At 55.1% G+C, this 12632-nt stretch carries 11 protein-coding genes; 9 read left to right on the top strand and 2 right to left on the bottom strand.

The window, feature by feature from the left end:
• The first annotated feature begins 4 nt into the window (after positions 1-4).
• Positions 5-319, top strand: coding sequence for a nucleotidyltransferase domain-containing protein (locus ACKI61_RS02295; protein ID WP_407456195.1), 315 nt, complete (start codon positions 5-7; stop codon positions 317-319).
• 1 nt (position 320) lies between these two features.
• Positions 321-2114, top strand: a complete 1794-nt coding sequence (locus ACKI61_RS02290) for a penicillin-binding protein activator (protein WP_407456194.1) — start codon at positions 321-323, stop codon at positions 2112-2114.
• 125 nt (positions 2115-2239) lie between these two features.
• Here ACKI61_RS02290 and ACKI61_RS02285 read toward each other — a convergent pair whose 3' ends face one another.
• On the bottom strand, positions 2240-2455 hold the full coding sequence (locus ACKI61_RS02285) for a hypothetical protein (RefSeq protein ID WP_407456193.1): 216 nt from the start codon (positions 2453-2455) through the stop codon (positions 2240-2242).
• A 444-nt stretch (positions 2456-2899) separates the two neighbouring features.
• Between ACKI61_RS02285 and ACKI61_RS02280 the strand changes: the two genes are divergently transcribed.
• Both ACKI61_RS02280 and ACKI61_RS02275 read left to right on the top strand, forming a co-directional pair.
• On the top strand, positions 2900-3838 hold the full coding sequence (locus ACKI61_RS02280; protein WP_407456192.1) for a hypothetical protein: 939 nt from the start codon (positions 2900-2902) through the stop codon (positions 3836-3838).
• A 97-nt stretch (positions 3839-3935) separates the two neighbouring features.
• On the top strand, positions 3936-4565 hold the full coding sequence (locus ACKI61_RS02275) for an NYN domain-containing protein (protein WP_407456191.1): 630 nt from the start codon (positions 3936-3938) through the stop codon (positions 4563-4565).
• Positions 4566-5066: 501 nt separating this feature from the next.
• Here ACKI61_RS02275 and ACKI61_RS02270 read toward each other — a convergent pair.
• Positions 5067-5972, bottom strand: coding sequence for a hypothetical protein (locus ACKI61_RS02270; protein WP_407456190.1), 906 nt, complete (start codon positions 5970-5972; stop codon positions 5067-5069).
• Positions 5973-6123: 151 nt separating this feature from the next.
• Here ACKI61_RS02270 and ACKI61_RS02265 point away from each other — a divergent pair, with 151 nt between their 5' ends.
• From ACKI61_RS02265 to ACKI61_RS02245, 5 genes are all read left to right on the top strand, one after another.
• Entirely contained in the window at positions 6124-7416 is a 1293-nt protein-coding gene (locus ACKI61_RS02265) for an ABC transporter substrate-binding protein (RefSeq protein WP_407456189.1), read from the top strand.
• A 3-nt stretch (positions 7417-7419) separates the two neighbouring features.
• Positions 7420-8217 carry a cyclic nucleotide-binding domain-containing protein gene (locus ACKI61_RS02260; protein WP_407456188.1) on the top strand — a complete coding sequence of 266 codons (798 nt, stop codon included), beginning with the start codon at positions 7420-7422 and terminating at the stop codon, positions 8215-8217.
• A 36-nt stretch (positions 8218-8253) separates the two neighbouring features.
• Complete coding sequence (purM, locus tag ACKI61_RS02255) at positions 8254-9279, top strand: phosphoribosylformylglycinamidine cyclo-ligase (RefSeq protein WP_407456187.1); 1026 nt, start codon at positions 8254-8256, stop codon at positions 9277-9279.
• Positions 9280-9523: 244 nt separating this feature from the next.
• Positions 9524-11137, top strand: a complete 1614-nt coding sequence (locus tag ACKI61_RS02250) for a hypothetical protein (RefSeq protein ID WP_407456186.1) — start codon at positions 9524-9526, stop codon at positions 11135-11137.
• A gap of 8 nt (positions 11138-11145) precedes the next feature.
• Complete coding sequence (locus tag ACKI61_RS02245; protein ID WP_407456185.1) at positions 11146-12570, top strand: glycosyl hydrolase family 5; 1425 nt, start codon at positions 11146-11148, stop codon at positions 12568-12570.
• Positions 12571-12632 lie beyond the last annotated feature (62 nt).

The raw sequence follows: 12632 nt of genomic DNA, 5'->3' as shown, positions 1-12632 counted from the left end.
CCGTATGGCTTTATGTATTGAATCTGATCATTTGGAAACGGTCCAGCGGATCCTAGCCCTCCATTTCGAAGGCCTGGAAGTCTGGGCCCATGGAGCCCGAGTTTCAGGAGTGGACTTCACACCCGATACGGAACTGGAACTGGTAGTCATTTCGGACGGCCCCCTGTCCTTCGAGGCGATGACCGCCGTCGAAAAGGCGTTTGTCGACAGCGGACTGCCCTTCAGGGTCGATATCATGGACTGGGCAAAACTCCCCGAATCTCTCCAGAAGCAAATCAAGAAAGAACACGAAGTGGTGCAAGCCGCCGCGGAATCGTAGTATGAAACGTCTCTTACCTTTTGCCTTGGTGGCAATGCTTGCCGCTTCCGCTTTTGCCCAGGACGAACTTGCCCAGGCAAAATCACTCATTCAGAACGGGCGTTGTTCCGATGCAATCGTCCCTCTCCAGAAGCTCTACAAGTCGAGCTTCCGCAAGCCCGCAGGCGAACGTGCCACCGTGATGCTCACGGAATGCTACCTACGCGAGCACAAGCGCGACGAGGCGCTCAAGACCTCCGAACGCTTCCTGGAATACTACGTGAACACGGCCTACCGTGAACGCATGGAACTTGCACACGCCATTGTGATGGTCGAAAAGGGAAACGTCTACGAAGGCGTCGAGGCAATGCTACGCATCCTCGCCTACACGAAGAACCCGGCCGCAAAGGCCCGCACCAAGGAAGTCGTCATCCAGACGCTCGCCGCATCGCTTTTGACCGCAGACCAGCTGCAGGCTCTCCTTGAAAAGTACCCCGTCGACAAAGACGCCATCGGCTGGATCCAGTTGCAGATTGGCCGCGAATGCCAGAACTCCAAGCGCTACCGCGCCGCCCGCTACTGGTACAAGAAGGTCATCGCCGGCGAAGTGGCCGAAAACCTTTCCAACACGGCCCAGAAGGGACTTGAATCCCTGGAAGGCTACGGGGCCGGTATGCCCACCGTGCTGGTGCTCGCGCCATTGTCCGGCGATTTTGCCGAATTCGGTGCCGCCGCCATCCAGGGCGTGATCCTCGCCCACGAAAAGGCTGGACTCCAGGGCAAGGTGAACCTGCGCGTGGCAGACACCCGTGCAGACGCCGCCCAGGCGCTCCTCCGTACGCAGCAGGCCATCAACCAGGACAGCATTGTCGCCGTTATCGGCCCCATCATGAGTGCCCCGGCAGCGACCGTCGCCGCATGGCTCGGCAGCAACTTCCAGAACATCCCGATGCTCACCCCCACCGCGACCGACGACGGCATCGCGAAAATGGGACCGAACATCTTCCAGGTGAACATCACCATGGACAACCTGGCAAAGAGCATCGCCGACTTTGCGACCAAGTGCCTGGACATCCGCGAATTTGCAATTCTTAGCCCGCTGGGCGGCTACGGCGCCTCCATGTCGCAGAGCTTTACACAGGCCGTGGAACGCCGCGGCGCCTCCGTGGTCGCCTTCCGCAACTACGAAGAAGGCCGCCCCGACTACAAGACCGAATTCAGCCTGCTGCGCGATGTCCGCTTCAAGCAACTGAACCGCCGCAGAAACATTGCGAAGGGCGCTTCCGACCTCGACGCCGTGAACGCCAAGGAACGCCGCTTTTACATGCAGGACTCCACCTTCGAAATCCCGGGCATCTTCATCCCGGCGACAAACCCCGGCGACGCGGGCCTCATGGCAGGCCAGGTGGCGTTCAACAAGATTTCGGGCGTGCTGCTCGGTGCCTCGGGCTGGTACGGCCGCGAACTCTTGATCCAGGGTAAGCGCCAGGTGGACAGCTCCTACTTCAGCGTGCCCGCCATGGACATGGACGGCGGCAACGACAACCTGAAAAAGTTCGTGAGCAGCTTCAAGGAACGCTGGGGCGAAGAACCTGGCGAAGACAAGGTGAGCGGACTCAGCTACGATGCCGCAAACATCGTCTTCACCTCGCTCGCGAAAAAGCCGAACAGCCTGACCAACTCCATCAACAACACCGCAAACTTCCAGGGTGTCTATGGAGAAATCAAGTTCAAGCGAGGCATGAACACCAACACGAAGATCGTGACCGTGAACAAGGGCAAGTTCGAAACGCTCGACGGCTGCCCCGCAAAATAAGACGAAAGAACGCCGCTACGCGGCTACAGACGAGAGATATAAAAATTCCCGCAGCAAGCACGCTGCGGGAATTTTTTGTTTCTAGGAGGAGAGAGCTCGAATGAATGTCAAATTTCCCAGGCGCCCTAGTCCTCATCTGCCGGCGGGCAGAGGGAAGCTGCGACGTAAGACGGAGAATCCCCATTGCGGTAGTAGGCATGGAGGCTGTCGTCATCCAAAAGATCGTCCAGGTTGTCGCCACCCATAGAGTCCAGTTCCTCCTTCACGCGAGTCTTGAACGACAGGAATCCGGAATGGATCAGGTAGAACGACAGTGCAGATGTTTTATGGAAGAGCTTCATAAGGCCTCCGTCTCGATTCTGGGTTAAAAATGGTCAGGGTGACATATCTACTTGTTGTTGGATTGTTGAAAAGTTGTTTATTTCCTGTAATAGTTATAGAAATTTTTCAGCCCTTTTGCAATAGTTCGAAATCACATTTCTTGCAAAACAGAATTCCGTAATATTTTGGAAATTTTGCAAATTTCGCCACTTTTTTGGCATTTGCAAAAGACTAAACCTTTGTCAATCAACGGATTACAAGGGCCTTTCCGGACAAATTTTCACCCCAAGGGGGCAAAATTCCGCATATTCCAATTTGGACTAAAAAATTCCCCGAAAAACCCCCTTCCAGGCGTCCGAAATGGATAAATTCTTGTTAACAAGTTGTGGATTAACTAATTCTATCCATAGTTTATCAACATAAAATCGCGCCCAGCACGAGCTGAATTTTCTAAATTTGAACCCATGCGTTTTCTTGCACCGACAATTCTCGCCGGCCTTATGGCCTTTTCGTTTGCCGCGGAAGCCCCCACGCTTTCGCTCCCCAAGGAACAGGCGGAAACCTGGTCTAGGACGACGGCCGCGACGATGGCGCTGCGCTACGACGAGGCGTTCACCCTCGCCAAAAAGCTGCGAAACGAAAACGAAGGTGCCGGATGCGTGCTCGAAAACATCGTGCGCATCAGCCGCTACGACGACCTGGGCGACACGACGGCTCTTCTGAAGGCAGGGCCGCTGCTCGAAAAATGCAAGACCGAAAACCTGTGGGATGCGCTCCGCAAGTTCGAGATGGGCTACGTGCAGGGCGAAACGGGACATTCCGTGAAGGGCGCCATGACGACGCGCTCTGCCGCCAAGGCGTTCGAAGACTCCAAGGACCTGGAAGCCCGCGCCTTCTTTGCCATTTACGCCTACTACATCGACAAGAGCTTTAGCTGGGTTCCCTTCAAGTCCGACAACCGCGACCTTTACCTCGCCACGCTCGACTCTGCATCGGTAAAGTCGGAGCGTTTCTGGCCGCTGTTTTTGACGCCTCTCATCTGGATGCACTACGACCGCGAAGACTTTTCGACGGGCCTGAAGCTTGCCGAGCGCGGACTCAAGCGTGCGCCGAACCACCCCGTTATGCTGCAGATAAAAGCCGACATGCTCTACCGCTTAAAGCGCTACGACGAAGCCGCAAAAATATACGAGCAGAGCGCCGCCGACTACCTGAAGCGCACCGGCAAGAGTATCCGCTACTGGTGTTCGGTGCTGAACCTAATCCGAATCGAGAATGACAAGGGCGACAAGGAGAAGGCCGCCAAGTGGCGCAAGCTTTTGGACGACCCCGAATTCGACAAGCAGGAACGCTGGATGCCGGGCTCGCTGATGGACGACCTGAAGAAGAGAAAGCTCCTGTAAGTTCGTTTGTTTGTAAAATTTTACACCTAAAATTTCCACAGGGTACCCCAAAAAAGCGTGTTAGTAAAGAGGCACGTCTTTTTTTTCTGGAGGTACCATGCCACGATCGCTCCGCATAGGATTTTTCCTAGACGGCTACACCCTGAAGAAGGTGAACGACTACTACCGGAACTTTCACCGGTTCCACTCCGCCATTGACTTCAAGAGTCTGAGGGTCTGGGTCGAGATGCAGGCCATCCGCTACTTCGAAGGGGAAAACTTCCGCGAACTCGAGATGGAATCGCACTACTACCACCCCTACAGAAACCCGCACCTGAACGAAGTCGAACGCGAGGGCACCCTCCGGCTGGAGCAGCAGCTTATTGCCGCGGGCTACACGGTGCACTTCAACAAGCGGCCAGTCTTCGACGACATCGGCCCGAACATGTCGCTCATGGAAGATGCGCTGCTGTTTGCCATGTACCGCAAGATGGACGCCATCGTGCTCCTGAGCACACAAGGCGAATACGCGCCGCTCCCAGACCGGCTGCGCCTCATGGGAATCCCCACGCTCCTGCTCGGGTGGAACTTCATTTATCCAAAACCCAAGCACAATGTACACTGGAAGACAGACTCCTACCTGCGCAGGACCTGCGCCCATTATGTTGCTATGGAGAAAGTGGTTGACCGGGGCAACAGCGAAAACGCATCTAGGGGATTCTTCTTCCAACCCGCACGAAAAACCTAACTTAAACCTCGATCAAAGGTGGCGGTGGGGCGTAATCCTCATGCGCCCCGCCGCCTAATAAAAAAGCCCCAGGCGTTAAGCTGGGGCGGTTGACGCCTTTGGCGTCCGCGGCTTCACTCGGTCATAGGAAAATGCAAGCATTTTCTGCGACGCTCGTTTTGCACGCTTTTGCGAGAGCGAGTGCTCGGGGGCCCTACCTAGCGGATTGGGCACGAGCGGTATTTGTGAGCAACAAACGCCTCGTATTAACGAGGCGTGGTTGCGAGAGAACTGGCTTCAGAGCAAGGACTCAGTTGAAGTTAGCCGATTCGGTCTTACGTGAGCAACAAAGCCCCTGTTATAAAACAGGGGCGGTTGCGAGAGCAAGTGCTCGGGGGCCGTACCTAGTGGATTGGGCACGAGCGGTATTTGTGAGCAACAAACGCCTCGTATTAACGAGGCGTGGTTGCGAGAGAACTGGCTTCAGAGCAAGGACTCAGTTGAAGTTAGCCAGTTCGGTCTTTATATCTTATCTGCTTGCTTCTTTTCCCACTGGGAGTAGAAGTACCATGTCAAGCGCAGACCCAAGAAATAGGTGTCACCCACGTTGTCGGTATGGTTCGTGCGCCACTTGCCGTACGTCTGGTTGAAGCCTTCGTGCCTCATGTCGTTGTAGCGCACAAAGCGGTAGCCTCCGTAGGCACCGAGAGCGAGCCTGCCCAATTCGATGCGGAGTTCGAGTTCGGCGTTTATCGTCGTGGCAAGCGTACTGTAGAAACGGTCACGAGTGGTTTCGATATGTTCTTCGTTCCCAACTTCAACCCAGTCGAAATGGGAAGCGTAATGCATATTAATCAGGTTGAGACCAAAACCCACAGCCGGAATTAGGTTGATGAATGTGTTTTCGCCAAAGAGCTTCCAGCCAAACATCCAGTCGGCGCCATAGGTAAACCATTCCACGTCGTACAGCGGGAAGGTCAAGCTTTCGACGGGAGTTACGCCCTTTTCAACTTCGACCGTATAGGAGTCGTCTGGGCGCTTGGACACCTGCGGCGGCATGAAGTTGAAGTCCATCCAGGTCATGAACTGCTTGTACTGGGCGCCGACGTTCACATGCAGGCCCAGGTAGTAGTCGTTGAACTTCTTGTAATTCAGATCTCCCCAACCGGCAACCTGTACCGTGTCGACATCGCCGCTGGAAGAGGCCTTCACGGCCTTGATGTAATGAACACCATTGGACCTTGCCACCGTGTTCACATAATCCGCAAATTCCTTGCGCATGCCACGGTAGTCGCCACCAATGGAAATGAACCCACGGACGTGGTCCTTTTCGTAAAAACCTGTCTCGCTATCGGCGAAGGCGCCGGTGGCAAGCGTAAGCAAGCTGAGAGCGAATACGCTCAAAAAAGAGGCTATCTTTGTTTTCATAAAAGATTCCGTTGCTAGTATACGGCATATAAAATACATTATGTTTTGCTAATTTGGCAGAAAAATTTTCATAAGATGTTAAAAATCAACGATTTACACACTTTTTTAGGTGCTTAGGATGTGGACTATTTGTGGAAAAAGACCCCTTAAAGTGGCTCCGGCTCTATTTTTGTCGGTCGCGGCCATTCTAGGATCCGGCTGCGGAAATGGCGAAAAAACGGAAAAATTAGCCGAAAAGTGCGGCGAGCTCCCCGAGCTCGAGTTCAGCAGGAACCTAAAAATCGGCACTACCTGCGGTCAGTCGATTGCAGAAATCCGCTCCATCGTGGGTCGCGACACCCTGGTGCGGCGGTTCATCCTGAAAAAAGGGGCAACTGAGGGTACCGGAACGGTCACCGCGGCAGAGCTTCCACCGGAGCTTTCGGCAGCGACCGTGCTCCAAGTACCGCTGCAAAAGGTAGTGGCTCTTTCTTCGGCGCAAGTCGGCTATATGGTACGTCTCGGGGTGCAGGACCGCATCGTGGCCGTAGGCGAAGGGCGCTACATTGTTGACAGCGCGGTGTACGCAGGCGTCGCCTCGGGCACGGTCGCCGAAGTCAGCAACGGGAACTCGCTCGACCTTGAAAAGTTGATAGCGCTGCAGCCAGACCTTACGATGACATTTGCAACGGGGGGCGCCCACGACGATTACGAACGAATTAACGCGCTCGGCCTGCCGCTGATGCTCACCTCGGAATGGCAGGAAGAAAGCCCGCTCGCGAAGGCCGAATGGATCAAGCTCTACGGCGCCCTTTTTGGTATGGAAGCGCTCGCCGACTCGATTTTTGAACAAAGTAAGAACGCATATTTACAGGCTGTAGACGGGGGTGTTGCGGGGGTGTCCCCCGCTAGAGGGGGTAGCGAGCAACAACGTGCGAACGAGGGGGAAACTTCCCCCCATAAATCCACTCAAGATGATACAATTCCACATTCCACATTCCACATCCCACACTCCCCTTGCCCCCGCGTGCTTGTAGGCATGAGCTACGGCGGCGTGTGGTACGCTCCTGGCGGCAACAGCTTTACCGCAAGGCTCATCAAGGATGCGGGAGGCTGCTACCTGTGGGCCGCAGACACCAGCCGCGAACTCAAGTTCACACTCGAAGAAATCATGGCTATCGCAGACAGCGTCGACGTGTGGGTGAACCCAGGAATGTTTTCTACACCAGACGAGATCCTTGCCGCAGAGCCCAGGGTGAAGTTCATCAAGGCGTTCCGGGAAAAACACGTGTGCCAGAACGATGGAGTCAAAGGACCCGGCGGCGGCAACGACTTTTACGAATCTGCCGTGGCCTACCCCGCCGAAATGCTCCAAAACCTGCACCGGTGTTTACAAAATGCAACAAATGGAGCCGATTCCACCCTTAAGGAATTTGACTGGTACCGCAATATTTTTATCTTTTAGGGCATGAAAACTCATACTGGTATTGGCGATTGGATTGCAGCGAACTACGAGCTGGGAACACCTTTTTTGCAGCAGGTTCCCAGGGATTGTGCCGACTATTTGCTTCTGAACGCACAGATCCGCGAATACGACCCCGGTGAAATCATCATCAACGGCGGTTCCATCGGCGATTCGTTCTGCGTCCTGCAGAGCGGCCGTGGCCTCATTTGTGGCCAAATCTTGGCTGACGGGCACTACAACACGCTCGCAACGCTCGAAGCGGGCACCTGCTTCGGCGAAATGTCCATCATCTGTAACGAACCTACCAGCAATACCGTCATCGCAGGCGAAGACGGCGCCACCGTGCTCCACATTCCGCGAGACGAGTTCGTGAAGTTTTTGGACAAGAACCCGAACATCATGGTGTACCTCTACAAGGTCGTCTCCGACCGCCTGCGCGCAAAGAACAAGGCGTTCGACGAATTCGAAAGGCTTTCGCTTTTGGCATCGGCCAAGGTGCTCCCCTTTATCGATTTTGCGCAAACCATGGAAAAGAGCCGCATCACCGGCACCGTCATGTTCGAATGCAACGGCGAAAAAGGCTTTATTGCATTTCAGGAAGGCCGAATCTGCTGTGCCAAGTGCGGCAAACTGGCAGGGCCGGACGCTCTCGAAAAGATGCTCTCTTGGGGCGACGAGACGCTCTTCAAGCTCGACACCCACCTGATGCCGGACATTGTGAACATCAACCAGATGTCCGACACGACGAGCCTCATTCTGGATGCGCTCAGAAATATTGATGAAAAACAAAATGCCCACTAAGGGCGAATAGATGCCCGCTAGGGCAAAGGAAAAAAGATGAATTACGCAGACGCAGGAGTTTCCCTGGCCCGAGCTGACGAAGCGATGGTCGGTGTCAAGAAATCCGTACGTACTACATTCAACGAAGGTGTCCTCGGTGACGTGGGCAACTTTGGCGGCCTCTTCACGCTGAACCACCTGGGCATGAAGGACCCGGTGCTGGTGAGCTCCGTGGATGGCGTGGGAACAAAGCTCAAGGTCGATATCGAAATGGGCACCCACGAACTTCCGGGCCAGGACATCGTGAACCACTGCTGTGACGACATCCTGGTGCAGGGCGCGCGTCCGCTGTTCTTCTTGGACTACGTGGCTACCGGCCGTCTGGAACCGGGCGTTATGGACAAGCTCGTTGCCGGTATGGCAAAGGCCTGCCGCGAAAACGGTCTCGTGCTCATCGGCGGCGAAACGGCTGAAATGCCGGGCTTCTATGGCCCCGGCGACTACGACATTTCCGGCACCATCGTGGGTGTCGTGGAACGCGAAAACATCATTGACGGCAAATCGATCAAGCCGGGTACTATCATTCTCGGTCTGCCTTCCACGGGTTTACATACAAACGGTTATTCGCTCGCCCGTAAGGTGCTCTTTGACGTGGCCGGCTACAAGGTGGACACCCTCGTCGACGGCATGGACAAGACCATCGGCGAAGCACTCGCCATGCCGCACCGCAGCTACTACCCGAGCCTGATTGACCTCTGCAACAAGAAGATCATTCAGGGCCTCGCCCATATTACCGGTTCTGGCTACCAGGGCAACATCCCGCGCATTTTGCCGGACGATGTCGACGTGATCATCGACCGCACCACGTGGGATCCTCCGATGATCTTCAAGCTGATCCAGCAGGCCGGCTCCGTGGAAAAGGACGAAATGTACTCGACCTTCAACATGGGCATGGGCATGCTCATCTTCATCGACCCCAAGGACAAGGCCGAAGTTACCGCTCACCTCGAAGCCAAGGGCGAAAAGTGGGTGCAGATCGGCGAAGTCGTGAAGGGCACCAAGCAGGTGAAGTTCCGCGACTAGTGATAAGTGTGAAATGTGGAATGCGAGATGAATCATTTCACACTACACATCACACACTACACATTTAAAAAGGCTTGCACGTAAAAGTGTGGCCTTTTTTTTGCAATATGCATATTCGAGCGCACCTGCGCACATTTCGGGAACATTTAATGATTTTGTAACCTGTTTTTACTTTGAAAATCGGCAAACAGAATATATTTTTGGAAAAAACTGCCTCGTTTGGGGAGGCATAAAAAGAGGTACTATGAAATACAAGCTTTTCAAGACGATGGTTGCCGCATCTTCGGTCGCCATGATCTGCGCCTGCGGCGACGATTCCGGCAATTCTTCGGAACCGGGCAACGGCACTGAAATCTCCAGCAATTCCGCACAGGCTCCCGGTGGAAACAACGGCGAACCTGGCAGCAATCCCGTAAACGACCCCTGCGCCAAATACAAGGTGATCGCTGCGGGCTGGATCGAAGACATCGGCAATGGCGAATACCTGGTCATCGACCAGGCAACCGCAGGAACCGGGCGCGGCACCGTCTATGACGCCAACGGAGAAATTGCACCGTACTACTTCTACCAGGAAGACGTAGAAGGACATACTGTCGGACATGTCTACGAACTGATCAACGGCGAACCGGACATCTGGATCGACATGAACATGGCCGTGAAGCAGTTCTGCCAGGCGAACACCGCCCCCGACGGCACTCCGCTTTCCTCTGCAAGCGCCGATCCGCAGGACCCGAACAATCCCAACGCAACGACTTCTTCAGCGAGCGTGAATCCGGGTGACCCGAATGCAACGACTTCTTCGGCAAGCGTGAACCCGAACGACACGACCACGACACCGACCGAAAGCAGCAGCTCCGTGAACACGGATCCTGAACTGGACGAGAACGGATTCCCGACCATCGAATCTTACGGAGCTCCCCCGGCCGAGTACACCAAGGAAATCCGCAACAACGGGCAGACCGGCTGGAACAGCCGCTACTGGGATGGCTGTAAGCCGCACTGTTCCTGGCTCAGCAGCGTCGATACCACCAGCGAAGAAACCTTCCAGGCAGGCCTTACGGTTGCACGCAACTGCAACATTCACGATACAGAAGTTCCTGCATACACTCTCGGCCACGCCGTTCAGCAGTACTGGATGGGTTACGAAGGCACCAATAGCGCATGCGATACGAAAGACCCTACTGGAACATTCGCCTGCACGGACATGGCGCCTATCGCCGTGAACGACACGCTTTCGTACGCTTACGTTGCCGGTTCCGGAAAGCAATACCAGTACGGTTGCGGCAAGTGCTATCACCTACAGTATAACGGCGGCAAGAACGACGGCGACGTCAAGAAGACTCACAAGGCCCTGAACGGCAAGCACATCGTGGTGATGGTGTCCAACATCGGTTACGACGTGGAAGTGGGACAGTTCGACCTGCTTATCCCCGGTGGTGGCGTGGGCGCATTTGACGCCCTTTCGACACAGCTGGGGCTAACGGACAACTCGGTACTCGGAGCCAATGGCGGCGGTATCGGAAGAGTCTGCTTTGAACAGGTTGGCTGGGACGGCGAAGTCGCCGCATTCCAAAAGTGCATCATTGACGGTTGCGAGAAAGCCTTTTCCAAGTGGCCGAACCTTTTGCGCGGCTGTAAGTGGTATGCCGAATGGTACATGGCGGCAGACAACCCGACCTACAACTGGGAAGAAGTGGATTGCCCGCAGTACCTGGTGGACCACTACATGACAACCATCAACACGACCAAGGACAACCGTTTCCGCTGGCGCGACGACTGGTCTACCTACAAGAAGGGTGACGAACTCGAGACGCAGGAATGCCTAACAGACGAATATCCGCAGGGTTGCGGACCGTAAGAGGTTTTATGAATAGTAGGCTGTTTAAGTCCTTGCTTGCGGCCAGTGCGGTCGCCATAATTTGCGCTTGCGGTGACGATGCCGCTTCGAACAATGCGACAGACCCGAGTTCGATCGTTGATCCGGATACCAGTGCGACTGGCACCCCGTATTCTTCGGGCGAGGTGACGGACCCGAGCAATCCGGGCAACACACAGGATCCGGGCAATACGCAGAATCCGACATCGAGCGCGGGCGACGACAGCCAGAATCCGGGCGACCCGACGAATCCGACATCGAGCGCAGGCGTTACCGACCCGACGAACCCGACGTCGAGCGCGGGCTCTGACCCTGTTGCAAGCAGCGGCTCCGTGAATACCGATCCGGAACTGGGCCCCGACGGGTTCCCGACTCTTGAATCTTACGGGCCTCCTCCGGCCGAATACACCAAGGACATTAGCGCTACGGCAAAGCGTGGCTGGAATACGCGTTACTGGGATGCTTGCAAGCCGCACTGTTCCTGGCTTAGGGAAAGCGCTAACGATGTGACTCGTGCAGACACGTCTTCCGATGAGGCCTACATTGCCGACTATGGTACTGCACGTAACTGCAACATTCACGATGTCGAAGTCCCTACTTTTACCTTGGGTGACGTATCGAAGGCCTGGTTCGGTTACAACGGAACCCGAAGCGCTTGCGGCGAAGAAAAGGAAAAGGGCGTGTTCACCTGCACGGACATGGCGCCGATTGCCGTGAACGATACACTTTCTTATGCGTACGTTGCGGGCACTGCCGATAGCAAGTGCGGTAAGTGCTATCACTTGCAGTACGATGGCCACTTCGCGAACGAGATGGAAAACAACCCGCCAAGGGAAACCCACAAGGCTCTCAAGGGCAAGCACATGATCGTGATGGCCTCTAACATCGGTAACGATGTGGCTGGCGGCAATGCTAACTTACCTGCAGGCCAGTTCGACTTGATGGTGCCGGGCGGTGGCGTGGGCGCCTTTGACGCTCTTACAACTCAGGTGAAAAAAGGCAGCGACTTTAACTGGGGTGCAGGCTTTGGCGGATTCTTGACCGAATGCCAGAACCAGCTCGGTTACGACGCTACTCTCGCCGCATACCAGACCTGCATCAAGGATATGTGCGACGCGGCCTTCGGCGACGCCGGCCTCCCGAACCTGTTGCGCGGTTGCCACTGGTTTGCCGACTGGTACAAGGCTGCAGACAATCCGACCTACTACATCGAAGAAGTGGAATGTCCGCAGTACTTGATCGATCATTACATGAGCCGATTCAACACTACTACGACAACCAATATCAAGAAAGTGACGGACTGGTCCACTTATAAAGAAGGCGACGTACTCGACACGCTCCATTGCTGGAAGGCGGGCGAAGCTCCTCCAGAAAACGGCTGGCAAAATCCGAGCGCCGGCTGCGACGTGGAATAATCGACCTTAAGTTTAGCTGAAAGCCCCGCGAAAGTTCGCGGGGTTTTTGCTTTACTAATCCT

Source organism: Fibrobacter sp., assembly GCF_045601785.1.
In the GTDB taxonomy this organism is placed as follows: Bacteria; Fibrobacterota; Fibrobacteria; order Fibrobacterales; family Fibrobacteraceae; genus Fibrobacter.
Note: the sequence above shows the minus strand (reverse complement) of the source record. Positions and strands in the feature narration are given on the sequence as shown.